Raw genomic sequence first — 23,325 nt, forward strand, 5'->3', positions numbered from 1 at the left:
CACATGCGAGCTTCCAAGGTGCTGCCGTGGGTGACGACCGTCGCCCGGTGTTTCGGAGGCGGCGTCCGGCTCGGGGCGGGGCAGGAGCCGGCCTACCTGCTCGGCGCCTGGATCGTCCGGTTTCCCCCTGGCCGGTTCTCGCTGGACGGCGCCCTTCACCTGACCAGTGACGTTGATGATGAGGAGAACGAGCAATGACGGAGAACGAGCGCGCCAAGGGTCCCGCACGGCGCGAGAAGATCAAGGAACAGCAGGCGGCCGCCCGCGCCCGGGACAAGCGCCGGCGTCTGGTCACGTACCTCACGGCGGGCACCGTCGCCGTGGCGGCGGTCGGCGCCGGCGTGTGGTACGCCGCCGGCACGTCCCGTTCCGAGGAGGCGGGAGCCGGGCTCGCGCCGATCACCGTCCAGCCGGACGGGAGCGTCGTCATGGCCAAGGCGGGCGTCACCGCGCCAGTCGTCGACGTGTACGAGGACTTCCAGTGCCCGGCCTGCAAGGAGGCCGAGCGGGTCAGCGGGCAGACGTTCAAGAACCTCGCCGCCGAGGGCAAGGCGAAGGTCGTCTACCACCCGATCACGATCTTCTCCCAGGAGCCGACCAGGTCCAACTCCGTACGCGCGGGCAACGCCTCACGCTGCGTGGCCGACGGCAGGCAGTGGATGGCCTTCCACGACCTGCTCTTCGCCGGCCAGCCCGCCGAGACAGTCGAGGGCTTCACCGACGACCAGCTCCTGAGCTGGGGCAAGGAGGCGGGGGTGAGCGCGCCGGGCTTCGAGCGGTGCGTCACCGGGCAGCAGCACGCCCAGGCTCACCTGACGTACAGCCAGAAGATCGGCGACGAGCAGAAGCTGTCCCGCACGCCGACCGTGAAGCTGAACGGCACGGAGCTCGACAACGCGGTGGTGTTCAGTCCCGCGCAGCTACGGGACGAGGTGACGCGGGCCGCCCGGTGAGGCCGATCCGACGGTGGTCGCGGCCACGCCGATCGCCCCTCAGCTCGCTTGCGTGGCGGCGTCCCGGTCGGCGACGTACGTGCAGCCACTGGCGGGGCTCTCGGTCGAGGCGATGACCGCGTCGAGGCGGTCACGGGTACGGGTCAGCCCGGCGATCTGGGCGTCGATGCGATCGCGTTCGGCGAACAGCCGGGCCCGGGACTCCGGAGTGCTGACCTTGGCCTCGACGCACGGCAGCAGCTCGGCGATGGTCCGGCTGGACAGGCCGGCCGCGTAGAGCATCTGGATCAGGTGGACCCGCTCGACCACCGATTCGGGATAGTGGCGCTGCCCGGAGGCGCTGCGGTGCGCCTCCAGCAGGCCCTGCTCCTCGTAGTAGCGCAGGGCCCGCACGCTGACGCCCGACCGCGCCGCCACCTCGCCGATCCGCATGGGTGACCTCCATCACAACACTTGCCTCTGACGTCAACGTCAGGTTTTAGCGTAGCGGCATGCAGATCAACGGAGCACATGTGCTGGTCACCGGCGCCAACCGCGGCCTGGGACGGCAGTTCGTCCTGTCTCTCCTCGAACGCGGCGCCGGCAAGGTGTACGCCACCGCCCGCCGTCCTGACCTCATCGACGTACCGGGGGTCGTCCCGCTGCGCCTCGACATCACCGACCCGGCGTCGGTGGCCGCCGCCGCGGCGGCGGCGCCCGACGTCAAGATCGTCATCAACAACGCGGGCATCTCCACCGGCGCGAACCTGATCGCCGGAGACCTGGACACGATCCGCCGCGAGCTGGACACCCACTTCTACGGCACGCTCAACGTGATCCGCGCCTTCGCGCCCCAACTGGCCGACGGCGCGATCATGAACGTGCTGTCGGCGATCTCGTGGCTCGCCACCGACGGCGCGGGCGCCTACCACGCGGCCAAGGCCGCCGAGTGGGCGCTCACCAACAGCGTCCGCCTGGAGCTGGCCCATCAGCGCACCCTGGTGACGGGGCTGCACCTGGGCGCCGCGGACACGGACATGATGGCCTGGTACGACGGCGACAAGGGCGACCCCGAGGTGATCGTCGCGGCGGCCCTGGACGGCATCGAGGCGCATCAGCCCGAGGTGCTCGCCGACGCCTGGAGCCGCCAGGTGAAGGCGTGGCTGCCGGAGGACCCGAGCGTCATCTACCGGGAGGCGGCGGCCGCCCTCACGGCCTGACCGGCGGGGCCGCGCGCCGGCGTTCGAGCAGGTCCCGCGCCTCCAGGAAGGGCGCGCGCAGGAAGGCCAGATGGTCATCCTGTCCGTGCCGATGGCAGACCCGCCCCGGCCACAGCCGCCGGCTCCGCTCGTCGATGTAGGCGAGCGACCCTTCGACGAGGTTCAGCATGTGCTCGACCGTACGGGCGTCGAAGCGTTCGTAGACCGCGCCGGTGCGCACGTAGACGGGCGAGGTGTGCGCCATGATCGGCCGCGCCCACACGTCGTGGTGCCGGGCGACGCCGGCGCCGGGGCCGTAGCAGCGGGCGGCGATCCAGGAGTCCTCGCCGACCGGCACGGCGGCGGTCAGTTCGAGCGTGCGCTCCGGCCGTGGGGTGCGGTGCTCGGCGACGACCTGGCCGTTGACGACGATCTCGACGCGGTCGACGGGGAAGATCGACTCGGCGCGTACGGCGACGTCGAGCGGCTCCCCGGCCAGCGCCTGGAGCTCCTGGCCCGGCCGGTGACCGGCGATGTCGAGGCTCAGCAGGGGCCCGCTGGTCACGAAGGTGGCCCCCTCGCGCACGGCCCGGCACCACGACCAGTAGTCCAGCTCCTCCTCCGGCGGCACGTGGGCGTAGGTGCGGAGGAGCCCGATCGGCACCTCGCTGCTCATCTTGTCCGTGCCGCCGACCAGCGTCACCCGGTAGCCGGCGTTGAGGTAGCGGTAGTACTCCTGGATGTTGTACGGGTCATAGGCGATCATCTCGACGGCGTCCAGCCGCCCGGTGGCGAGCAGGGCGGCGGCCTCCCCGTTCGGCACCGGGAAGTGCGCGAGGACGACCGTGCCGCCCTGCTCGTGGCATTCGTCGGCCCAGTGGGACAGCCTGGTCTCCAGGCCGCCGCCGAGCTCGGACTCCTCGGCGCCGCCGGTGCACCACGGCATGACCGGGCGGCGCAGGCCGAGCAGGTTGATGTGGCCCAGCATGCCGCTGCGGTTCTCCTGGCCGGCGAAGACGTGGGTGTGGCCGTCGGCGGAGGTGTGCGGGTGGCCGGTGAACTCCTCGGTGTTGGTGAACAGGTGCCCCCACTGGCTGAGCAGCAGGTTGGTGACGCGGACGTCCTCGCCCCGCGCTTCGAGCTCGGCGCCGAGCGTCGAGACGAAGTGCACGTGGGTGTCGCCGCTGTACCAGCCGGCGGCGGCCAGGTCGGTCAGCCGGGTCAGCGTCAGCTCCAGCTCGGCCTGGCCGGGCCGGATGGTGACGGTCGTGCGGAGCGGCTCGTACTCGAAGCCGCGCGCCGCCTCCACCGTGACCTCGCCCAGCGGCAGCCAGCCTTCGCAGGTGCCGTCGATGTAGGAGTAGGTGGTGGCGCCGAGCCGTACGTCGCCGCCGATGTCGAGGTTCCAGGTGTTGCCGTCGGAGTTGATGTGCCCGTGGTGGCCGTGCGGCGGGTACGGCACCCCGTCCGCCGACCGGAAGTGCACGCGGCACGGGACCGGCTCGCCGGTGGCCGCGTCGCGGACCACCGTCCGCACCCAGGCCCGCCCGGCGTCGGGCACCCGCCAGGTGACCGGGCCGTCCTCCAGGTGTCCGGCGGCGAGCAGCGCGCCCCAGTCGCAGGCGGCGAGCTCGGACGGGCCGCGCCTGAGGGTGAGGCGGGCCGAGGGGGTCGCGGCGACGCGTACGTACGCGCGGCCGTCCTCCTGCACCGGCGCCCCCCAGCCGTCGCCGGCCTCGCCCAGCCGGCGGTAGAGGTACGTCGCCGAGCCGCGGTCGACGCTCACCGTCAGGTCCTCGGTGACCGGGCCGGCCTGCGGGCCGAGGTCGACGAGCACGTCACGCCACACGGTGCGGCCGAAGGGGTCCTCGTCCAGCTCGCTGGTGGTCACGGCGCCGACGAGGACGGCGGGCCCGAGCGAGTCGAACCGCAGGGCGCGTACGGGCACGCCGGGGCGCGGGTTGCGGCAGGGCCACAGGTAGAACCGGTAGGGCAGCACGTACGGCGAGCGGGCCTGCGGGTCGTCGATGTCGACGAACCGCGCCCCGGCCGCGTCGTAACGGCCGTGGGTGCGCGGCATGAGCTGGTGCTGGGCGTCCGGGACCGCCAGGAACGGCGTCTGCCCCCAGTCCAGCGGGATCGCCCGGTCGCTCCACAGCCGCGGGGTGGGCCCGATCTCGAACCGCTGGCGGATCGGCAGCCGCTCGGTGTGCCCGTCCTCATAGACCAGCGTGTAGCAGGCGCAGACGTCGCCGACGCTCTGGCCGTCGAACAGGTCAGGCGACTCCAAGGCGTGGGCGACCACCATCCACTCGAAGGAGCGTTCCACGGGGACGGTGACCGGCGCGGACTCCACGCGCAGCAGCGCCTGGCCGCCTCGCTCGTCGCCGAACCGGAACGGGATGCCGTACAGCGTGCGTGACCCCAGCGGGTAGGACGCGCCGTCGTCGAGCACGGAGCGCGGCGCGTTGAACACCCCCGACAGGTCGACCGGCTGGTAGCCGCGGCCGTCACGCATGCTCGCCCGCCACGGCCGTCGGCTCGTCCACGGAGGTCTGGGCCAGCTCGGCGTACAGGTGCGGGGCGTGCGAGCGCAGGTGCAGCGCGCGGGCCACCCCCGCCGTGACCGCCACCACGGCGATCGCGATGATCACGACGTTGGTGAAGGTCCCCGCGCCGGTCAGCAGCGGCAGGTTGGCCAGGACGAGGACGAGCACCACGCTCAGCGCCACGAAGCTGAGCCCGGGGGCGATCGTGGTGCGGAAGATCCCCGCGTCGGCGCCCTGGCGGCGCAGGAACCGGATGACGGCCAGGCTGCACAGCGCCCACAGGGCGATGATGCCGAGGAACCCGAGTGCGCTCCCCCACAGCAGCAGGCCCAGGTAGGGGTCGCTTCCCGTGACGGCGAAGGTGATGACGGCGACCGCCGCGATCCCGGTCTGCAGCAGCCCGGCGGGCCAGGGCGCCTTGGTCCGCGGGTGCGTACGCCCCAGCGCCTTCGGCAGCAGCCCTTCGCGGCCGAGGGCGAAGAAGTAGCGGTTGGCGGCGTTGTGCAGCGCCAGCAGGGCGGCGAACGCGCTGGTCAGCAGCAGTACGTTCATCACCTCGACGATCGGCGCGGGGACGTAGCGGGTGAAGACGGTGACCACGAGGTTGACCGGGTCGGCCTCGGCCGCGGCGGCGATCTTGTCCGATCCGTACGCGATGACGACGATCCAGGTGATGAAGGCGTAGAAGACGGCGATGAAGGCGACGGCGATGTAGGTCGCCCGCCGGACCGTCCTGATGCCGCCCCGCGCCTCCTCGCTGAAGATCGCGGTGGCCTCGAAGCCCATGAAGGCGCCGGCCACGAGGGCGAACATGGCGGCGTTGTCCGGGGCGAGCACGGTCGCCGGGGAGAAGGACGTGGCGGCCCAGTCGCCGCTGCCCCCCTTGATCAGGACGTACACGGCCAGCACCACCAGGACGGCGGTCTCCAGGACGAGCAGGACGCCGAGGATGCGGGCGCTGGTGTGGATGCCGCGGTAGCCGAGCCAGGCGACGAAGACCAGGCCGGCCAGGGCGAAGACGTACCAGGGCACGTCCAGCCCGAAGTAGTGCGCGAAGGTGGTGTTGGCGTAGACGCCGAGGGCGCCGTACGTGCTGATCTGCAGCGCGTTGTACGCGGCCACCGCCAGCATCGCCGCGCCCGAGCCCACCGGCTTGCCGAGCCCGCGCGAGATGGTCGCGTAGAACGCTCCAGCATTACGGACATATCGGCTCATGGTCATGAAGCCGACGGCGAACAGCGCCATGACCACCCCGGCGACCAGGTATCCGCCGGGGACGGCCGCGCCGCCCTTGAGGAAGTGCAGCGGGGCGACGGCGACGATGAGCGTCAGGGGCGCGAGCGCCGCCAGGACGGTGAACACCAGGTCCTTGGTCCCCATCGCGTTGCCCGCGAGGGCGTGCGCGCGTTGGCCGCTGGCCTGAGCTGGCATGATGGCGCTCCTTACTTCGGCGCTTTGGGGGGTCGGCCGATAAGGGGGGAGCCTACGGTCGGCCCCGGCGGCTGGACGAGGGACGATCCGTCCAGGCGGGCGCGAGGCCGCTGTGCGTTCCGTACAACCTGGTCAGAGCTCCTCGATGGCCCGCAGCGCGAGATAGAGCTCCATGCGCGTGTCCGCGTCGCCCAGCCGGCAGCCGAGAGCGGTCTCGATCTGGCCGACGCGGTGGCGCACGGTGTTGCGGTGCACGCCGAGCTCCTCGGCGGCCCGGTCCCAGTGGCCGTTGTGCCGCAGCCAGACCCGCAACGTGGCGAGCAGGTCGCCGGCGTCCTGCTGACGGCGTTCGCGCAGGGGGCGGAAGCGGCGGTCGGCGTAGTCGCGCAGGCGGCTCATGTCCAGCGCGGCGGCGAGCCCGTCGACCTCGGCGCCGCTCACCACGGACGAGCCCTGGAACAGGGCGGTGCGCAGGAGCCGCGCGGCCTCGTCGTGGGCCTCGCCCAGCCGCCCGGCCGGGTAGGCGGAGCTGATCCCGGCCGTCCAGCCCGCCCGCGAGAGATCATCGGTGAGCTTGGCCAGCGGCTCGGACTCCGGCACCAGCGCCACGTACACCTCGCCGTCGCGGTCCACGAACGGGGAGCCCAGCAGCGACGCCAGCTCGCCGAGCCCGGCCCGGCCGCCGCCGGCGACGCGGGCGCGGACGATCCGCCAGCGGGTGTCCTCGACCCCGAAGACCTCGGCCGCGTGCCGGTCCCAGCGGGAGGAGCCGGGGGCGAGCGCCTGGGCCAGCGCCACCCGGCCGATCCGGTGGGCGGGCCAGCGGTCCACCGGATCGGGCAGCAGCAGGCCCAGCAGGGACGCCGCCGTGGTGATGACCGCGTGGTCGGTGATCCCGGCCATGACCGGAGCGCCGACCGCCAGCGCGTAGCCGGTCGGCAGCGGGCCCGCCACCGACTGGATCATGACCCGCTGGTCCGCCGAGCTCATGGTGGCGCTCGCGGGGCTCGTGCTGGCGCAGACGCGGCCCAGGGCGGCCCGCACGTCGTCGCCGAACCGGGGCCGGCCCCCGGTCCACTCCCTGCCCCTGACCTGGTCGGCCAGCAGCGCCCATCCTCCTACGTGCGTGGCCAGCAGCTCCAGCGTCCTGACGAGCGGCGACGGGCCCGCGGCGGTCCTGATCAGGGCGCGCTGCGCCTCGGTGAGCCGCCTGATCTCCGACAGCTCGGCGGACAGCAGCTCGCCGTAGAGCACCTCGGCGCAGGACTCGAACGTCACCGCGGGCGCGACCTCCAGCAGGGGGAGGTCGTTCGCCCGGCAGGCCGCCACGAGTTCGGGCGGCACCTGGTCGAAGACCGGCGTCACGCCGAAGCCCAGGGCCGCGACGCCGGCCGCCTTGACCCGCGTCACGTAGCCGGCGCAGGCGTCGGGCCGCAGGCTGGTGCCCGCCAGCAGCAGCAGCTCGCCGCCCTGCAGGAATTGGGACGGGTCGGGCAGCTCGCTCACGTGCACCCAGCGGATGGGGACGTCGAGACGGTCCGCGCCCGCGAGCACCCGCAGCCCCAGCCGGGCGACGAACATGTTCAGCGGCACCATGGCGCCACGCTAGCCGTCCGCCCGACCTGCTCCGACCAGGGCGGACTCACCTGGTGACGGCGAGGAAGACCTTCTCGCTGGGCTCCAGGGTGATCCAGTCACCCTGGAAACCCTGCGGGACGTAGAACGCCTCGCCCGCACCGAACTCCCTGCTGCGCCCCTCCGCGTCCCGCACCGCGACCCGGCCCTTGAGGATCACGCAGATCTCGTCGTAGGGCCAGGAGTCGAAGCGCACCGCGCCCGGCTCGCCCGTCCAGTAGCCGCCGGTGTAGGAGGTCGCCTCCCCGCCGAAGACCCGGAACTCCTCCTCGGTCCACGCCTCCGACAGCAGGTGGTAGTCGGCGAGCGGAGGCACGAACCGGGCGCCGGCTCCGGCGTGGATCGCGCGTACCTGGTCGATGCTCATTCCGCGGCTCCAAAACGGCGCAGCACGTTGTGCGTGATGCGTTCCACGAACGGGTCGCCCAGGCTGAGCACGTGCGCCCACTCCGTGCTGCCCCCGTTGAACACCTCGCCGTCGCCGCGGGTGAAGGCCGCGATCATGCCGGCGCCGCGCATCTCGCCCTCGTGCACGTACGCGGGCAGGTCGTCGCCCAGGTCGGCGTTGTAGGCGTAGACCTCCTCCTCGGGGCCGCCGATCGGCACGCGCCCGCCGAAGCGGTCCTCCTCGCCCCGCACCGCCGGCGCCAGCGCGAGGATCTCCAGCGTCTCGGGCGCGCCGTCCTCGAACGTCGGGTACGGCAGCCCGCGCCGGAAGGTGTACTCCACCGAGTCGAGCTCGAAGGCGGCCAGGAACGACGGCGGGCCGCCGAGCAGGTCGCCGTAGTAGAGGTCGGTGCCCTCCATCGCCCAGTGGTGCGGCCGGTAGACGATGAAACCGCCCGACGAACGCGGGGCGGCCACGCCGTAGCGGTTGTAGATGCCGCCCAGGCCGTTGAGCCCCATGGTGGTCGCGCCCGGCCGGCCGACCGACTTGGCCTCCCACACGGTCGTGGCCAGGTGGGGCGTCCGCGCGGCCTCCGGGTCGGCGGAGGGCAGCCGGTAGCAGTACTGCGTGGCGCCGTCGTCGCTGAGCCGGACCTGCCACTGGTAGTTGCCGCCGAACCTGGCCAGCCTGCCGCCCGCGTCCACGAAGGCGTCCACGGTGTCGCGCATCCGCCACGACCAGTACTCGTCGTGGCCGACCACGATCGCGCAGGCGTACCCGTCCAGCGCCTGCGGGTCGAAGTGCAGGTCGTGCTGGGTCAGGTAGTCCAGCTCGTAGCCGTTGCGCTCGGCCCACACCACGAAGTGCCGCTCGTAGGTGGCCCAGAACGCGTCGGCGTGGTGGCGGCTGTAGCCGAACAGCCGCGCCCACTCGTAGGAGGGGTAGCGCGGGGCGCCGTACATCGGCAGCGTGCCCGTGTTGGCCTCCCTCGGCGCGCCGGCCGGCTTGCGGATCATGCCGCGGGCGATGGGACGCTGCGACGAGGCCAGCGGCGAGCCGGCGTCGGCGCGGGGGTCGTCGCCGAGCCCCCGGTAGTGGTTGGCGCCGCCCCAGTCGTTGTAGGCCAGCATCGTGCTGGTGGTCAGCACCAGCGCGGCGCGTGCGCGCCGCTCGGCGGGCGCCTTGACCACGAAGAAGTGCTCGCGTTCCCACAGCTCGCCGGCAGGGGTGGTCGCACGTACGGTCACGATGTAGAAGCCGCTGCGCCAGTCGGCCGGGATCTCCAGCTCCAGCCCCGCGGGCCAGCCGCAGCCGGTGGCGTGCGCGTCGCACGGCGCCTCGAAACGCCCGGCGGACAGGCCCTCGCGCGCCCACACGACCTGCGGCTCCAGCCCGTCGCGCAGCACCTCCAGGTCGAAGGACGGGACGCTCGCGCTGAGGTGGAACCGTACGGTCTCTCCAGGGAAATAGGAGAACTTGTCGGTGTAGCACCAGACCTCGGCGGCATCCGGCGCCGCGAACGCGCGTTCGGACGGCCACCCCTTCGGGGACCATGCGAAAGCGGCCGGCAGCCCGGCCCGCTCGATCGTGTCGTCCACGACCCTCCTTCATTCGTACGGGTCTCCGAGCTTATGAACCAGGGTTTCTGCCGAAATGAACGACTCGCACAACCCCGGTGGACACTTCGGCCAAAGAGAGGCCGGATCGGCCGCCCGTAGTCTCGGCGTGCCTACGGAAGGACTGATCGAAGATGACCGAGCCTCGGGGGCCCGTCGACTCCTCCCGCGTCCCGCGCTTCGCCGGACCGGCGACCTTCGCCAGGCTGCCCCGCCTGGACGAGGTCGGGCACGCCGACGTCGCGGTCGTGGGCGTGCCGTTCGACAGCGGCGTCTCCTACCGGCCCGGGGCGCGCTTCGGCCCTTCGGCCGTGCGTGAGGCCAGCCGTCTGCTCCGGCCGTACCATCCTGGCCTGGACATCTCGCCGTTCGCGGCCCAGCAGGTCGCCGACGGCGGCGACGTGGCGTGCAACCCGTTCGCCATCGACGAGGCCGTGACCACCATCGAGGAGGCCGCCTCCGGGCTTGGCGCGGACGGGACCCGGCTCGTCACGATCGGCGGCGACCACACGATCGCGCTGCCGCTGCTGCGCGCCGCCGCCCGCCGGCACGGGCCGGTCGCGCTGCTGCACTTCGACGCGCACCTCGACACGTGGGACACCTACTTCGGCGCCGAGTACACCCACGGGACGCCCTTCAGGCGAGCCGTCGAGGAGGGCCTGCTCGACACCGAGGCGGTCAGCCACGTGGGCACGCGCGGCCCGCTGTACGGCAAGAGCGACCTCGACGAGGACAAGCGCCTCGGCTTCGGCATCGTCACCAGCGCGGACGTCATGCGCCGGGGCGTGGACGAGGTCGTGGACGCCCTGCGGCAGCGCATCGGCGACCGGCCGCTGTACGTCTCCATCGACATCGACGTGCTCGACCCGGCGCACGCGCCCGGCACCGGCACCCCCGAGGCCGGCGGCCTGACCAGCCGCGAGCTGCTGGAGATCCTGCGCGGCCTGGCCGGCGCGAACCTCATCGGCGCGGACGTCGTCGAGGTGGCGCCGGCCTACGACCACGCCGAGATCACCGCGGTCGCCGCCTCCCACGTCGCCTACGATCTGGTCACCCTCATGGCGGCCCGCCCCCGCGAAGGAGCCTGACATGCCGGACATCACCTACGCCGTCGTCGACCCGGCCACCGGCGAGACGGTCGCCACCTACCCGACCGCCACCGACGCCGTCATCGACGACGCGCTCGCCGCCGCCCACCGGGCGGGCGCCCGCATCGGCACCGTCGCCGACCGCGCCGCCCTCCTGCGCAAGGTCGCGGACCTGCACCGCGAGCGCCGCGCCGACCTCGCCGCGACCATCGTGCGGGAGATGGGCAAGCCCCTGGAGGAAGCCGAAGGCGAGATCGACTTCTGCGTCGACATCTACACCTACTACGCCGACCACGCCGCCGCCTTCCTCGCCGACGAGCCGATCGACATCGGCGCCGGGCAGGGCGGCGCGGTCGTGCGCCGCAGCCCGTTCGGCGTGCTGCTGGGGATCATGCCGTGGAACTTCCCCGCCTACCAGGTGGCCCGCTTCGCCGCTCCCAACCTCGCCGCCGGCAACACCATCCTGCTCAAGCACGCGCCGCAGTGCCCCGCCTCCGCCGCCGCGCTGGAGCAGATCTTCCTGGACGCGGGCTTCCCCGAAGGCGCCTACGTCAACATCTACGCCACCCACGAGCAGATCGCCCGCCTCATCGCCGACCCGCGGGTGCGCGGCGTCTCCCTCACCGGCTCGGAACGGGCCGGCGCCGCCGTGGCCGAGATCGCCGGACGCCACCTCAAGAAGGTCGTCCTCGAACTCGGCGGCTCCGACCCCTTCATCGTCCTGTCCACCGACGACCTCGACGCCACCGTGGACCAGGCCGTCGCCGCCCGCCTGGACAACACCGGCCAGGCGTGCAACGCCGCCAAGCGGTTCATCGTCGCCGAACCCCTCCACGCGGACTTCGTGGCGAAGTTCACCGACCGGTTGCTCGCCCGCTCACCCGCCGCCCCGCTGTCCTCCCAGGCCGCCGCCGACCACCTCGCCCGCCAGGTCGACGCCGCGGTGGCCCAGGGCGCCACCTTGTCCACCGCGGGCCGGCGGCGGGGGGCGTACTTCCCTGCCGGCGTCCTGACCGGGGTCACCACCGAGCACGACGTCGCCCACCAGGAGCTCTTCGGCCCGGTCGCCATGATCTTCGCGGCCACCGACGAGGACGACGCCGTCCGGATCGCCAACGACACCCCGTACGGCCTCGGCTCCTATGTCTTCACCACCGATTCCGAGCAGGCCGAACGCGTCGCCGACCGCATCGAGGCGGGCATGGTCTTCGTCAACGGCGTCCTGGCCGAGAGCGCGGAGCTGCCGTTCGGCGGCGTCAAGCGCTCCGGCTTCGGCCGCGAGCTCGGCCGCCCCGGCATCGAGGAGTTCGTCAACAAGAAGCTGATCCGCACCCTCGTACTAGGGTGACGGTCCGGTCAAGATGCGGCTTCGAGCAACTTCTTGACCGTCGCCACCCGGTCCGGCAGCTTGCCTGGAGCGATCGGCACGCACTCGTAGCCGAGTGAGCTGTAGGTGTCCTGGTGGATCTGCTCGAACCGCAGCGACTCCTCGAAGGTGATCAGACGCGCGTCGGTCGGTGTGACGAACCCGAGGCTCTGCACGAAGAACACCTTCTTGGCGTAAATCCGTTGTGCCTGGATGCGTTCCAATTCGCGGGCCAGAGCCGGCGAGACGGGATGGCCGAGATAAGTGGCCAGGGCATACGTGCAGACGGGCGACCGGTCGTAGATCTGCACATCACCGGGAAGGGCCGCGGCCTGTTCCTGCCGTCGGCGCTGCAAGGCGGCGACCGCCCCCACGAAGGACGGCTTCGTCCACGGCTCGGGTTCACCCCGGGCCTGCTCCAGGGCGATGACGTCTGTCGCCGCCTCTTCGACGACGGTGTAGCCGTCACACTCCAGCCATCGCAGGATCGCCGTCTTCCCGGCTCCAGGGGTGCCGGTCAAGATGTAGCGCTTCATCAATCGCCTCCGTATGTCTTGTACATGGACGCCGCCCACATCACTACAGCAGCGCTTGTTTCCTCACGGTTTGCGGCGCCAACCCGATCGGGGGTGGAAACAGGGAGGAAACCCCGCTTGGTCTAGGCATGAGCCCGAACGCCGCGGCCGGCGCCACCGCTGGACCGCGAGACTCCGACGGAAGGAACTTCTCGTGAATCGTGCGACAGCGGCCGGCCTCGCGGGGCTGGCCTGCGCCATGCTGACGCTGAGCACCCTGCCCGCCGCGGCGGACCCCGCCGCGAACCGGGGTCGACTCGGCGACGTGCAGCGGGCGCTGGCGGCCCTGGCCAAGTCTCCGCAGGTGGTGGGCGCCATCGGCGAGGTCTACGTCGACGGCAGGCGCGTCGGCAAGGGCTCGGCCGGCACCCGCCTGCTGAACGGCAAGGGCGGCAGGATCCCGGCCGGGTCACGCTTCCGGGTCGGCTCCCAGACCAAGCAGATGACCGGCGTCGTGGTGCTGCAACTGGTCGAAGAGGGCAAGCTCAAGCTCGACGACAAGCTCAGCGACCTGCTCCCGGAGGCCGCCGGTAAGGACCTGGTGGAACGGGCCGGCGAGATCACCTTGCAGCAGCTCATCCAGCACACCTCCGGCATCCCCAACTTCTTCGACGACAAGCTGGTCGACACCTTCGACTTCACCACCCACTACCCGCCCATGGAGCTGGTGAAGAAGTCGCGCACCCTGCCCCGGACCCAGGAACCGGGAGAGAAGTTCTCCTACTCCAACACCAACTACATGCTGCTGGGCCTGATCATCGAGAAGTACACCGGGCACACCCTGGCGGCCGAGTTCGAGCGGCGCGTCTTCGACCCCGTCGGCATGGACGACTCCTACCTTCCCACCAGGTTCCCCGACGGCATCAAGGGCCCGCACGGCCACGGCTACTTCCCGGACAGCACGGGCGAGCCGCGCGACGTGGACCGGCTCAACATGAGCTACGGCTACGCGGCCGGCGGCGTCATCTCGACCGCGCACGACATCAGCGCCTTCCAGCGGGCCTTCGCCCAGAACCGGCTGCTGCCCGAAGAGCTGAAGAAGGTGCTCATGGGACCGCGCAGAAGCGCGCCACAGCCGTCGGGGCAACCGTCCGAGGGTGGGGGCGGCCAGCAGCAGCCCGCGGTGCCATGCGGGGGCGAGCCGGTGATCATGTCGCTCAAGGGCAGCGCCCCTGGCTTCAACGCGGTCACCTTCACCTCGCCCGACGGCCGGATGCAGTTCGCCCTGTCAGCCACACTGGCCGTCTCCAACATCGACGAATCGGTGGATCCACTCCTGGTCAAGGCCGCCGAAGCGGTCTTCTGCCCACAGAAGTGACAAAAGGCCTGAAACAGGGATAACAGCGAGGAAAACAGCGACTCTGCCACGCTCCAGCCCTCGACAGATTCCACGAAAAGGGCAGACAGAGTGACTGGAGTCAGCAGAAGAGCCGTGCTCACCGCCGATGCGCGGCGCTCGCCGCACCGGCGGCCCCGGCGAGCGCCGTGTCCGCGCAGGAGCGCGGCGCCGACCTCATCGACCACGACCCGGAGGTGAGCGTCGGCGTGCTGCAGGCCGTCCTCATGACGCCGCTGCACCGCGGCCGGCTGGCCCGTCCGGACCCTCGACCGGCTCATCGACGTCGTCGCCACCGGCCTCACCCGTCCCGAGCAGTGGCGAGGTGGCCAGAGGAGGCGCGCCGGCAGCGGCAGCCGGTGGTGCGACAGGATGCGCCCTTCCCGGCGCGCTTGAACCCGTGTGACTTCCGTCTCACCACGCAACCTGGACAGCGAGTACGCATGGAAGAGATATGCGATTCGCGAGTCAACGAGCGGTGGAGAAACCGGCGCCACCGCCGCAAGGAGTGCCGCCTTCCGAGGCTGTGCTGGCCGAACTGTTCCTGACCCAGCGGCTGGGCCTGGTCCGGTTGGCGTACCTCCTGACGGGAGACCAGGAAACGGCCGAGGACGTCGTCCAGGACGCCTTCACCGCACTGCACCGCCGGTGGGACCGGCTGTCCGACCACGATCGAGTCCTGCCCTACCTGCGGACGAGCGTGGTGAACGGATGCCGCATGATCCACCGCCGCCGCTCCATCATGAGCCGGTTCACCGGCGACCGGCAGACGCCGTCCCGGTCAGCCTCCGCGGAAGCGGCCACGCTGCTCGGGGAGACGCGCCGGGAGGTGTCGGCGGCCGTACGCGCCCTGCCCCGCCGCCAGCGAGAGGCCGTGGTGCTGCGCTACTACCTCGGCCTGTCGGAGGCGGAGATCGCCGAGACGATGGGAATCAGCCGCGGCACCGTGAAATCGACCGTCTTTCGAGCCCTGAAGGCACTCACCGTCAAACTGGAGGGAAAGCGATGACGTCATGGCTCGAAGACCGGCTCCGCGATGCTCTGACGGCCGACGCCGAGCAGATCCGCCAGGAAACCCTGCGCCCCGCCGAGCAGGCGGCGCCGCGAACCAGGACCGTCGTTCCCCAACGCCGGTTCGCCCTGGCGGTCCCGTTCGCGGCCGCGCTCGTCGTCGCGGTCATCGGCACGGTCGCCGCCATCGTGGCCGCGACAGCAGGCACAACTCCGGCCGTGCCCGCGACGAGCCCTCTCGCCGGTCCCCGCTTCCTGCTGACCGCCGCCAACGACGGCGTGACGGTCCACGACGCCCGCACCGGAAAGATCACCAGCCGGCTCGCCCTGCCCCCGACCCCGCAGGGCAGCTTCCGCGAGCCCGGCGGCTATCTGCTCGCCGGCGCCGGCGACGGCGCGACCTTCTACGTCGCCCAGAGCGTGCAGTCCCGCGAGACGCAGGTGAGCAGCACGAAGTTCTACCGAGCCCGGGTCGATGACCAAGGGAGGGTGGCCGAGCTGGTCCGCGACGTGATCCCCGAAGTGACCGGTACGACGGCGAGCTCCCTCGCCGTCACCCATGACGGGACTCGCCTCGCCTACAGCCTCGACGGCAAGGTGTGCGGCCAAGGGAAAACGCTGCGCTTCTGCCCCGGAGCCCAGCTCACGGTCGTCGATCTGCCCACGGGAACGACCCGGACCTGGACGACGAACGCCGCAGAACAGATCGAAAGCCTCTCCTGGACCGCCGACCGCCGCACACTCGGTCTCGTGGTCAAAACCGAGTCCCGGATTCTGGACACCACCGCCCCCGGCACCACACTCGCGTCCAGCCAGGTCATAGCTCCAGGCACGCAGGCCACCACGGCGACGATCAGCCCGGACGGCCGCAGCATGCTGATCGGCCACAGCCGACCGCCCCGCTACACCGTGGATGAGTACTCCGTCCCGGACGGCCGCAAGATCCGCACCCTCGTGAGCAGGAGCCACGACGGCGACAGCATGGCCCGATGGAACCTGATCCGTTACGACACCACCGGACACCATCTGCTGCTCGGGGGGAACGTCGAGCCCCTGAGCAGACTCGACGACGGCCGGATCACGCCCCTGATCCGCCCCGGAGCTCCCGACCCCCAGCTCTTGGGGTCCCCAGCAGAGATCCAGGCGGCCTGGTGACCAGCCCCGGCCAGGCCGACGCTGATGAAGCGCACGAACCCGTACGCGAGGCCCCCGGGATTGGGACGATCGAGCCCTGGATCTTCCCGGAGTACACCGCCGGCCTCGCCCTGGACGCCCGGACATCCGAGTGAAGCGTTCGTGGATACCATGCTGGGACGGCAAGATAGGCCCATGGTCGAGGCTGGCGGGGTGTCGGAAGAGCGATTGCTGGCTGACGCGCAGAGGGGCGACCAGGCGGCGTTCGATTTGCTGGTGGAGCGGCACCGCGGGGACCTGTACGCCCACTGCTACCGAATGCTCGGCTCGGTCCAGGACGCCGAGGACGCCGTCCAGGAGTCGCTGCTCAGCGCATGGCGAGGCCTGGCCGGCTTCGAAGGCCGAAGTTCGCTGCGCACCTGGCTCTACCGCGTGGCGACCAACGTCTGCCTGCGGCTGTCCTCGCGGCGACCCCGCCGGATGCTGTCGTCCGAGCACGGCCCGGCCCGCTCCGACGTCCACGATCTCGGGGATCCGGTGACCGGCCCGGTCTGGCTGGAGCCGTGGCCCGACGACCTGCCCGCGGAAGAGGAGTCCGACCCGGCGGCGGCCTACCTGCGCCGAGAGAGCGTCGAGCTGGCCTTCGTCGCCGCGTTGCAGCACCTGCCGGGCACCCAGCGCGCGGTGCTGATCCTGCGCGAGGTGCTGGGGTTCACCGCCGCGGAGGTCGCCGGGATCCTCGACACCACACCTGCGTCGGTGAACAGCGCGATGCAGCGCGCCCGGGCGACACTGGGGCAGCGGGTGCCGCGACGCACCCAGCAGGCCGAACTGGCCGCGCTGGGTCCGGACGGACGCCGCGCGTTGGTGGACGCGTTCGTGACGGCCTGGGGGCGGGCCGACGTCCCGGCGCTGCTCGACCTGTTGACCGAGGACGCCCGGTTCACCATGCCACCTCTGCCCGCGTGGTTCGACGGGCGAGAGGATGTCGGCCGGTTCATGGCCGAGCGGGTGTTCGCCACGCGGTGGCGGCTGGTGCCGATCGCGGCGAACGGGCAGCCCGCGTTCGCGTGCTACCAGTACGACGGGGAGGGGTTCTCGCTGGGCGCGGTCAATGTGCTGAGCCTGCGGGACGGCCGGGTTTCGTGGATCGCGGGGTTCGTCGACCCCCAGGTGACTCGCCACTTCTCCGTCCCCGTGAGATTTTCCCGCCAGGACCGATGAATCCGGCATCGACGGTGTCTCTGATCGGGTGACAGCTCGAACACCAACCTGAGGGGCACAGCCATGCGCAACCTGATCGTCTCCACCATCATGTCGCTCGACGGGTACGTCGAGGGGCCAGGCCGCAACGTGATGGCTCTGCCGATGGACGGGTTCTTCGACGAGCACAACCTTGAGCGGCAGCGGGCCGCTGACACGCTGCTGCTCGGCGCGACGACGTACATGGGGCTCAAGGGGTACTGGCCGGCGGTGGCCGAGAACCCCGCGGTGTCCCCGGCGGTGGCCAACACCCCCGACGTGGCCGACCTGCACCGTGAGACCGGTCAGCGCAACAACGAGATGCGAAAGATCGTCGTGTCCGATTCCCTGACCGAAGACGACACCGCGCCGTGGACCGACACCACGACCATCGTGCGACGAGCGGACGCGCACGAGGTCGTCGCGGAACTCAAGGACCAGCCGGGCAAGGACTTCCTGATGTTCGGAAGCCGGACGCTCTGGAACGACCTGCTGGTCGCCGGGCTCGTCGACGAGCTGTACATCATGGTCGGCCCCGCCGTTCTCCGCGAGGGTACCCCGGCCTTCAGCACCGGCCCGGTCCCGCCGCTGCAGCTCGTGGACACCCGGCGCCGGGACGGCTCGGACAACGTGCTGCTGCATTACAAGGTGGCCGACCGCGACGCATGACGTCGACGAAGCACCTCCTGGCCGGATGCCTCTGAACGGTTCACCGTAGGCAGTTCCTGGTCCCTGCTTCTCCGCGCCGGCGGGCGTCGCGGGCCGACCGGACTTCCCGGCTCTCGGCGCCCACCTGACAGCAGCGCCGTCAAAGGCGGCGGACGCCTGGCGGACTGTCTCGCCTGCCCGATGTCCCGGCGGCCGAGGACGATCAGCCCCATGGGGGGAAAGCCCCTGCCACGACGGTGAGCACGGCGTCGGTGGCCGGTCCAGGGTCGGCCAGGGGCGAGTAGTGGACGTGGGCGAAGGGCGAGAGCCGATCGTCAGCGGGCATTCGGCCGACCAGCTCGGGCAGTGATCAAGGTAGAAGATGCGTCACCATCCGGCGTCCGGCTTCCTGGTGCCGTTCGAGGGCCCTCGGTCGGGTGGCGCCCCGGCCGCGGACCGGGCGAACTCTCTGTGGTGGTGAGGAACTCCTCGGTCTCTTGCCTATGGTCATCGTATTCGGATCTGTCCGAACAATCCGATAAGATGGACAGGTGAGTGTCGAGGAGTTCGTAGAAGATGCGGGGCTCTTCTACGAGCGGCTCGGGCTGAGCCGCACGTCGGGCCGCGTCATGGGATGGCTGCTGACCGCCGACACGACCGGCGCGGACGCGCCGGAGCTGGCCGAGGCGCTGGGCGTGGCCAAGAGCAGCATGAGCGTCGCGCTGCGACAGCTGGAGCAGGCGGGCCTCATCGAACGGTTCCGCGTGCGCGGCGAGCGCCGCGACCGCTACCGGCTGGCCGAGGACGTCTTCGCCCGCGCCTTCCGCGCGAAGATGGCCGAGTTCGAGAGCTTCCGCGCCCTGGCCGAGCAAGGGCTGCGCGCGGTGGGCGACGCCCCGGAGCGCCGTCGGCGGCTGGAGCTCATGCGCGACATGTACGCGTTCATGATGGACCGCTTCCCCCGTCTCCTGGACGAGTGGGACGAGCTCAAGGACCGGCGATGAGACCGTTACTGATCACCGTGGGCAGCCGTGGCGACGTTCAGCCCTACCTCGCCCTCGCGGTTGGGCTGCTGGACGCCGGGCACCGGCCGATCCTGGCCGCACCCCGCCGGTTCGCGCCGCTCGCCGCCGCCCGGGGGGTGGAGTTCGTGCCGCTGAACGACGAGATGCTCGCGCTGCAGGACAAGCTTCAGGGGCAGGGCGTACGCGTCGCCATCACCGCCGCCCGCTCGGTCAAGCCGATGCTGCGCCGCCTGCTGGACGACGAGGCCGGGCTCACCGCGCTCGGCGCCGACGTGGTCGTCTACCATCCGAAATCGCTCGGCGGGCCCTACGTCGCCGAGAAGCTCGGCGTCCCGGCCCTGGCTGGGCTGCTGCTGCCGCTCTACCTGCCCACCGCCGCCTTCGCCTCTCCCCTCCTGCCGGTACGGGTGCCGCGCGTGCTCAACCGGCCGAGCTGGCGCGTCTCCTCCGCCGTCGAGGGACCCTACCGCGGCATGATCCGGGCTTGGCGAGCGGGGGAGCTGGGCCTGCACGACGGGTTCCGATCGGTGGCCGACCTGGTCGAGGCGGGCGGCGTCCTGCATGCCTGGAGCCCGCACCTGCTCCCGGCCCCCGCCGACTGGCCCGCCGACGCCCGTCCCACCGGCTTCTGGACGTTGCCCGCCGACGACTGGACCCCGCCCGAGCGGCTGGCGCGGTTCCTGGACGACGGCGACCCGCCGATCTACGTCGGCTTCGGCAGCTCCTTCAGCGGCGACCCGGAGGCGCTGACCGCCACGGTGCTGGAGGCCGTCCGCCTGAGCGGGCGCCGCGCCGTCCTGGCCACCGGCTGGGGCGCGCTGCGGGCGGGCGCGGAGCCGGACGGCGTCCTGGTGATCGAGGAAGCTCCGCACGAGTGGCTGCTGCCGCGCGTGGCCATGGCCGTGCACCACGGTGGCATCGGCACGGTGGCCGCCGCGCTGCGTGCCGGCGTCCCGCAGGTGGTGCGCCCGTTCCTGGGAGACCAGCCGTTCTGGGCGGGACGCCTGCACCACCTCGGCGTCGCACCCGCCCCCGTCCCCGGCCGCCGTCTCACGCCCGTGGCGCTCGCCTCCGCCATCGAGGCCGCCGCCGCCCTGGCTCCCGCCGCCCACGTCCTCGCCGCGAAGGCCCGCGCCGAGGGCGGCATCGCCACCGCCGTGACCCGCATCAGCAACGCGGTCTGAGGCCGAGTCACGGCCAGGCCCGGCTCCCCCGGCCCGCGGCCGCCCGGTAGCTCAGGCGATCAGGCGAGTGCTGGACGAAGGCGCCCTGCCCGCCTACACGCACGACCCGAGTCTCGCGTCAACAAGGACGAGCCCGGGAGCGTCGGCCCGCGCGCCGAGAACACCAGGGCCGGGCACGACTGGAGCGCCTGGCAGTCCTATCTGGTCGACTTCCTCGCGTACGCCTTTGTCAACAAGAAGCTGATCCGCACCCTGCCGCGTTGAACGGTCTCAGCGATCCCGTTCGGCGGCGAGCTGGAGGGCCACGTCGATGATCATGTCTTCCTGTCCGCCGACGTAACCGGCCTCACCCACCCGCTGCAGGATCTCGTGGGCCGGGACGTCGTAGCGCTCGGCGGCGCGCTCGGCGTGGAGCAGGAAGCTGGAGTACACCCCGGCGTAGCCCTGCGTGATCGCCGGCCGGTCCGCGAACGGCAGCCTCGGCAGGAACGGCTTGACCACGTCCTCGGCCGCCGCCAGGACGCCCTGCACGTCCACGCCCGTCGGAATGCCGAGCCGGTCGAAGGTGGCCGCGAGGACCTCGGTGGGCGCGTTGCCGGCCCCGGCGCCGAGGGCGCACAGTGCCCCGTCGATCTGGGTGGCGCCGTTCTGCGCGGCCAGTACGGAGTTCGCGATGCCCAGAGACAGGTTCTGGTGGCCGTGGAAGCCGACCTGCGCGTCGGAGCCGAGCTCGGTCACCAGGGCGCTGATGCGTTCCTGGGCCTCGCCGAGCACGAGCGCCCCCGCCGAGTCCACGACGTAGACGCACTGCGCGCCGCCGTCCACCATGATCCGGGCCTGCCGGGCGAGCGCCGCGGGGGCGATGCGGTGCGAGAGCATGAGGAAGCCCACCGTCTCCATGCCGAGCTGCCGCGCCGCCGCGAAGTGCTGCAGGGACACGTCGGCCTCGGTGCAGTGGGTCGCGATCCTGGCCACCGAGGCGCCCGCGTCCCGCGCGAGCTTGAGGTCCTCGACGGTGCCGAGGCCGGGCAGCAGCAGCACCGCGATCCTGGCGGTCGTCGCCTCGTCCACGGCGGCGGCCACGAGCTTGACGTCGTCCTCCAGCGAGAAGCCGTAGTTGAACGACGAGCCGCCGAGGCCGTCGCCGTGGCTGACCTCGATGACCTCGACGCCGGCCCGGTCCAGGGCGTGGACGACGCCGCGCACCTGCTCCTCGGTGAAGCGGTGGGCCATGGCGTGGCTGCCGTCCCGCAGGGTGGAGTCCGTGATCCTGATCTTCGATGTCATGCGGCGGCCCTCTCCCGGGCGAGTTGCTCGCCCACCTGGGCGGCGGCTGCGGTCATGATGTCGAGGTTGCCGGCCCAGGGCGGCAGGTGGTCGCCGTTGCCGCGGACTTCGAGGAAGACCGCCACTCGGCCCCAGCCGTTCCACGCCTCCCGGGGCTCGTCGAACTGCGGCTCCGCGCGCAGGGTGTAGCCCGGCACGTACGCGGCCACCCGGGCGACCATCCGATGCACGGAGGCGGCGACGGCCTCGGTGTCGGCGTCCGGCGGGATGGCGCAGAACACCGTGTCCCGCATGATCATCGGCGGGTCCACCGGGTTCAGGATGATGATCGCCTTGCCCCGGCCCGCGCCGCCGACCTGCTCGATGGCCCTGGCCGTGGTCTGGGTGAACTCGTCGATGTTGGCCCTGGTGCCGGGCCCCGCCGAGCGGGAGGCGATCGAGGCGACGATCTCGGCGTAGGCGACGGGCACGACCGTGGAGACGGCGTACACGATCGGGATCGTGGCCTGGCCGCCGCAGGTGATCATGTTGAGGTTCGGTACGTCGGCCAAATCGTCCAGGTTGACCGGCGGGCACACGTACGGTCCGGCCGCGGCGGGGGTGAGGTCGATGGCGGTGATCCCCGCCTCCCGGTAGCGGGGGGCGTTGGCCAGGTGCGCCTTGGCGGAGGTGGCCTCGAAGACGAGGTCGGGCAGGCTCTCCTGGCTGAGCAGCCAGTCCACGCCGCCCGCCGACGCCTCCACGCCGAGCGCGCGGGCGCGGGCCAGGCCGTCCGAGTCCGGGTCCACGCCCACCATCGCCTGCACCTCGATCGCGTCGCTGCGCAGCAGCTTCACCAGCAGGTCCGTGCCGATGTTGCCGGGGCCCACGATCGCGGCGCGGAGCTTGCGTGCGGACATCAGCTCGCGGGTCCCTTCATGAAGTCGGCCGTGACGGTGCCCAGGCCGGCGATGGTGGCGGTGACCACGTCCCCGGGCTCGACGGGGATGGCGGCGGTGATCGATCCGGGCAGGACGACGTGCCCGGCCTCCAGCGTGGTCCCCGTCTCGCCGAGCTTGTTGGCCAGCCAGATCAGCGCGTTGAGCGGCGAGCCGAGCACGGCTCCGGCCGCGCCGGTCTGTTCGAGCCTGCCGTTGCGGTGCAGCAGGCACCCGGCCAGACGCAGGTCCAGACCGTCCAGACCGGTGGGGCGCGTCCCGAGGACCAGGCCGCCGCTGGAGGCGTTGTCGGCGATCGTGCCGGACAGGGTGATCTTCCAGTTCGCGATGCGCGAGTCGATGATCTCCAGGGCCGGCAGCACGAAGTCCACGGCGGCGATCGCCTGGGCGGCGGTGACGCCCGGCCCGCGCAGCGGGCGCTTCAGGACGAAGGCGATCTCGGGCTCGATCCTCGGCTGCAGGAACCGGGCGGCCGGGATGGGGGCCTCGTCGGTGTGGAACATCGAGTCCATCAAGTGGCCGTAGTCCGGCTGGTCAACGCCGAGCTGCCGCTGCATCGCGGCAGAGGTCAGGCCGACCTTGTGCCCGGCGATCCTGGCTCCGCCCGCGACCCACGCCTGGACCTGGTGGCGCTGGATCGCGTACGCGTCCTCGATCGGCAGGTCGGGCAGCGGAGCGACGGGCTCCTTGGTGGCGTAGGCGTCGAGCAGCGCGGCGGCGACGCTCTCCGGGTCCATGGTG

At 71.7% G+C, this 23,325-nt stretch carries 23 protein-coding genes; 12 read left to right on the forward strand and 11 right to left on the reverse strand.

Features of this window, described 5'->3' with window-relative positions; translation table 11 throughout:
- Positions 1-3: 3 nt before the first annotated feature.
- Together ABD292_RS13810 and ABD292_RS13815 are read left to right on the forward strand one after the other, a co-directional pair.
- On the forward strand, positions 4-198 hold the full coding sequence (locus ABD292_RS13810; protein WP_344207561.1) for a hypothetical protein: 195 nt from the start codon (positions 4-6) through the stop codon (positions 196-198).
- Complete coding sequence (locus tag ABD292_RS13815) at positions 195-953, forward strand: DsbA family protein (protein ID WP_344207562.1); 759 nt, start codon at positions 195-197, stop codon at positions 951-953. The genes ABD292_RS13810 and ABD292_RS13815 overlap by 4 nt, the downstream gene beginning before the upstream one ends.
- 39 nt (positions 954-992) lie before the next feature.
- Here the strand turns inward: ABD292_RS13815 and ABD292_RS13820 are convergent, their stop codons facing one another.
- Entirely contained in the window at positions 993-1,385 is a 393-nt protein-coding gene (locus ABD292_RS13820) for a MerR family transcriptional regulator (protein ID WP_344207563.1), read from the reverse strand.
- Positions 1,386-1,444: 59 nt separating this feature from the next.
- Between ABD292_RS13820 and ABD292_RS13825 the strand changes: the two genes are divergently transcribed.
- Positions 1,445-2,152: an SDR family oxidoreductase gene (locus ABD292_RS13825; RefSeq protein ID WP_344207564.1), complete on the forward strand. Its 708-nt coding sequence runs from the start codon at positions 1,445-1,447 to the stop codon at positions 2,150-2,152.
- Here the strand turns inward: ABD292_RS13825 and ABD292_RS13830 are convergent.
- The 5 genes from ABD292_RS13830 to ABD292_RS13850 form a co-directional block, all read right to left on the reverse strand.
- Complete coding sequence (locus tag ABD292_RS13830; protein ID WP_344207565.1) at positions 2,142-4,649, reverse strand: CehA/McbA family metallohydrolase; 2,508 nt, start codon at positions 4,647-4,649, stop codon at positions 2,142-2,144. The genes ABD292_RS13825 and ABD292_RS13830 overlap by 11 nt on opposite strands.
- Positions 4,642-6,111, reverse strand: coding sequence for an APC family permease (locus ABD292_RS13835; RefSeq protein ID WP_344207567.1), 1,470 nt, complete (start codon positions 6,109-6,111; stop codon positions 4,642-4,644). The genes ABD292_RS13830 and ABD292_RS13835 overlap by 8 nt, the downstream gene beginning before the upstream one ends.
- 132 nt (positions 6,112-6,243) lie before the next feature.
- Positions 6,244-7,707, reverse strand: a complete 1,464-nt coding sequence (locus ABD292_RS13840; protein WP_344207568.1) for a PucR family transcriptional regulator — start codon at positions 7,705-7,707, stop codon at positions 6,244-6,246.
- A gap of 46 nt (positions 7,708-7,753) precedes the next feature.
- Positions 7,754-8,113, reverse strand: a complete 360-nt coding sequence (locus tag ABD292_RS13845; protein WP_344207569.1) for a cupin domain-containing protein — start codon at positions 8,111-8,113, stop codon at positions 7,754-7,756.
- Entirely contained in the window at positions 8,110-9,732 is a 1,623-nt protein-coding gene (locus tag ABD292_RS13850; protein WP_344207570.1) for a N,N-dimethylformamidase beta subunit family domain-containing protein, read from the reverse strand. The genes ABD292_RS13845 and ABD292_RS13850 overlap by 4 nt, the downstream gene beginning before the upstream one ends.
- Before the next feature lie 152 nt (positions 9,733-9,884).
- Between ABD292_RS13850 and speB the strand changes: the two genes are divergently transcribed.
- Both speB and ABD292_RS13860 read left to right on the forward strand, forming a co-directional pair.
- The gene (gene speB / locus ABD292_RS13855) at positions 9,885-10,838 is read left to right on the forward strand and encodes an agmatinase (protein ID WP_344207572.1); all 954 of its coding nucleotides are present in this window, start codon (positions 9,885-9,887) and stop codon (positions 10,836-10,838) included.
- Position 10,839: 1 nt separating this feature from the next.
- Complete coding sequence (locus ABD292_RS13860; RefSeq protein ID WP_344207573.1) at positions 10,840-12,186, forward strand: NAD-dependent succinate-semialdehyde dehydrogenase; 1,347 nt, start codon at positions 10,840-10,842, stop codon at positions 12,184-12,186.
- An 8-nt stretch (positions 12,187-12,194) separates the two neighbouring features.
- Here the strand turns inward: ABD292_RS13860 and ABD292_RS13865 are convergent, their stop codons facing one another.
- A complete protein-coding gene (locus ABD292_RS13865) occupies positions 12,195-12,740 on the reverse strand; it encodes an AAA family ATPase (RefSeq protein WP_344207574.1) in 546 nt (181 codons plus the stop codon).
- 193 nt (positions 12,741-12,933) lie between these two features.
- Here ABD292_RS13865 and ABD292_RS13870 point away from each other — a divergent pair, with 193 nt between their 5' ends.
- The 5 genes from ABD292_RS13870 to ABD292_RS13890 all read left to right on the forward strand — a co-directional run bounded on the left by ABD292_RS13870 (position 12,934) and on the right by ABD292_RS13890 (position 18,171).
- Positions 12,934-14,097, forward strand: coding sequence for a serine hydrolase domain-containing protein (locus tag ABD292_RS13870; protein WP_344207575.1), 1,164 nt, complete (start codon positions 12,934-12,936; stop codon positions 14,095-14,097).
- Between the two features lie 544 nt (positions 14,098-14,641).
- The gene (locus ABD292_RS13875; protein ID WP_344207576.1) at positions 14,642-15,124 is read left to right on the forward strand and encodes an RNA polymerase sigma factor; all 483 of its coding nucleotides are present in this window, start codon (positions 14,642-14,644) and stop codon (positions 15,122-15,124) included.
- Positions 15,121-16,281 carry a hypothetical protein gene (locus tag ABD292_RS13880; protein WP_344207578.1) on the forward strand — a complete coding sequence of 387 codons (1,161 nt, stop codon included), beginning with the start codon at positions 15,121-15,123 and terminating at the stop codon, positions 16,279-16,281. Before ABD292_RS13875 ends, ABD292_RS13880 begins: the two co-directional genes overlap by 4 nt.
- Before the next feature lie 174 nt (positions 16,282-16,455).
- The gene (locus ABD292_RS13885; RefSeq protein WP_344207579.1) at positions 16,456-17,484 is read left to right on the forward strand and encodes an RNA polymerase subunit sigma-70; all 1,029 of its coding nucleotides are present in this window, start codon (positions 16,456-16,458) and stop codon (positions 17,482-17,484) included.
- 63 nt (positions 17,485-17,547) lie between these two features.
- Positions 17,548-18,171 (forward strand): dihydrofolate reductase family protein, encoded by a 624-nt coding sequence (locus ABD292_RS13890; RefSeq protein ID WP_344207580.1) that lies wholly within the window; start codon positions 17,548-17,550, stop codon positions 18,169-18,171.
- 202 nt (positions 18,172-18,373) lie between these two features.
- Here ABD292_RS13890 and ABD292_RS13895 read toward each other — a convergent pair whose 3' ends face one another.
- Positions 18,374-18,496: a hypothetical protein gene (locus tag ABD292_RS13895; RefSeq protein ID WP_344207581.1), complete on the reverse strand. Its 123-nt coding sequence runs from the start codon at positions 18,494-18,496 to the stop codon at positions 18,374-18,376.
- A 205-nt stretch (positions 18,497-18,701) separates the two neighbouring features.
- Here ABD292_RS13895 and ABD292_RS13900 point away from each other — a divergent pair, with 205 nt between their 5' ends.
- Together ABD292_RS13900 and ABD292_RS13905 are read left to right on the forward strand one after the other, a co-directional pair.
- Positions 18,702-19,154, forward strand: a complete 453-nt coding sequence (locus ABD292_RS13900) for a GbsR/MarR family transcriptional regulator (RefSeq protein ID WP_344207582.1) — start codon at positions 18,702-18,704, stop codon at positions 19,152-19,154.
- Positions 19,151-20,359 carry a glycosyltransferase gene (locus tag ABD292_RS13905; RefSeq protein ID WP_344207583.1) on the forward strand — a complete coding sequence of 403 codons (1,209 nt, stop codon included), beginning with the start codon at positions 19,151-19,153 and terminating at the stop codon, positions 20,357-20,359. The genes ABD292_RS13900 and ABD292_RS13905 overlap by 4 nt, the downstream gene beginning before the upstream one ends.
- A 270-nt stretch (positions 20,360-20,629) precedes the next feature.
- Here ABD292_RS13905 and dmpG read toward each other — a convergent pair whose 3' ends face one another.
- From dmpG to ABD292_RS13920, 3 genes are read right to left on the reverse strand one after another with little or no spacing between them, the layout of a single operon-like run.
- A complete protein-coding gene (dmpG, locus tag ABD292_RS13910) occupies positions 20,630-21,646 on the reverse strand; it encodes a 4-hydroxy-2-oxovalerate aldolase (protein WP_344207584.1) in 1,017 nt (338 codons plus the stop codon).
- Positions 21,643-22,545 (reverse strand): acetaldehyde dehydrogenase (acetylating), encoded by a 903-nt coding sequence (locus ABD292_RS13915; protein WP_344207585.1) that lies wholly within the window; start codon positions 22,543-22,545, stop codon positions 21,643-21,645. Before ABD292_RS13915 ends, dmpG begins: the two co-directional genes overlap by 4 nt.
- Positions 22,545-23,321: a 2-keto-4-pentenoate hydratase gene (locus ABD292_RS13920; protein ID WP_344207586.1), complete on the reverse strand. Its 777-nt coding sequence runs from the start codon at positions 23,319-23,321 to the stop codon at positions 22,545-22,547. The genes ABD292_RS13915 and ABD292_RS13920 overlap by 1 nt, the downstream gene beginning before the upstream one ends.
- Positions 23,322-23,325: the final 4 nt, after the last annotated feature.

Origin of the sequence: Nonomuraea bangladeshensis, from assembly GCF_039529455.1 — a bacterium.
GTDB lineage: Bacteria > Actinomycetota > Actinomycetes > Streptosporangiales > Streptosporangiaceae > Nonomuraea > Nonomuraea bangladeshensis.

Coding starts and splice junctions, on each gene's coding strand:
- ABD292_RS13810 (WP_344207561.1), top strand. CDS start 4: ATGCGAGCTTCCAAGGTGCTGCCGTGGGTGACGACCGTCGCCCGGTGT.
- ABD292_RS13880 (WP_344207578.1), top strand. CDS start 15,121: ATGACGTCATGGCTCGAAGACCGGCTCCGCGATGCTCTGACGGCCGAC.
- ABD292_RS13865 (WP_344207574.1), bottom strand. CDS start 12,740: ATGAAGCGCTACATCTTGACCGGCACCCCTGGAGCCGGGAAGACGGCG.
- ABD292_RS13815 (WP_344207562.1), top strand. CDS start 195: ATGACGGAGAACGAGCGCGCCAAGGGTCCCGCACGGCGCGAGAAGATC.
- ABD292_RS13830 (WP_344207565.1), bottom strand. CDS start 4,649: ATGCGTGACGGCCGCGGCTACCAGCCGGTCGACCTGTCGGGGGTGTTC.
- dmpG (WP_344207584.1), bottom strand. CDS start 21,646: ATGACATCGAAGATCAGGATCACGGACTCCACCCTGCGGGACGGCAGC.
- ABD292_RS13845 (WP_344207569.1), bottom strand. CDS start 8,113: ATGAGCATCGACCAGGTACGCGCGATCCACGCCGGAGCCGGCGCCCGG.
- ABD292_RS13820 (WP_344207563.1), bottom strand. CDS start 1,385: ATGCGGATCGGCGAGGTGGCGGCGCGGTCGGGCGTCAGCGTGCGGGCC.
- speB (WP_344207572.1), top strand. CDS start 9,885: ATGACCGAGCCTCGGGGGCCCGTCGACTCCTCCCGCGTCCCGCGCTTC.
- ABD292_RS13915 (WP_344207585.1), bottom strand. CDS start 22,545: ATGTCCGCACGCAAGCTCCGCGCCGCGATCGTGGGCCCCGGCAACATC.
- ABD292_RS13905 (WP_344207583.1), top strand. CDS start 19,151: ATGAGACCGTTACTGATCACCGTGGGCAGCCGTGGCGACGTTCAGCCC.
- ABD292_RS13895 (WP_344207581.1), bottom strand. CDS start 18,496: ATGCCCGCTGACGATCGGCTCTCGCCCTTCGCCCACGTCCACTACTCG.
- ABD292_RS13890 (WP_344207580.1), top strand. CDS start 17,548: ATGCGCAACCTGATCGTCTCCACCATCATGTCGCTCGACGGGTACGTC.
- ABD292_RS13920 (WP_344207586.1), bottom strand. CDS start 23,321: ATGGACCCGGAGAGCGTCGCCGCCGCGCTGCTCGACGCCTACGCCACC.
- ABD292_RS13885 (WP_344207579.1), top strand. CDS start 16,456: ATGGTCGAGGCTGGCGGGGTGTCGGAAGAGCGATTGCTGGCTGACGCG.
- ABD292_RS13825 (WP_344207564.1), top strand. CDS start 1,445: ATGCAGATCAACGGAGCACATGTGCTGGTCACCGGCGCCAACCGCGGC.
- ABD292_RS13860 (WP_344207573.1), top strand. CDS start 10,840: ATGCCGGACATCACCTACGCCGTCGTCGACCCGGCCACCGGCGAGACG.
- ABD292_RS13835 (WP_344207567.1), bottom strand. CDS start 6,111: ATGCCAGCTCAGGCCAGCGGCCAACGCGCGCACGCCCTCGCGGGCAAC.
- ABD292_RS13840 (WP_344207568.1), bottom strand. CDS start 7,707: ATGGTGCCGCTGAACATGTTCGTCGCCCGGCTGGGGCTGCGGGTGCTC.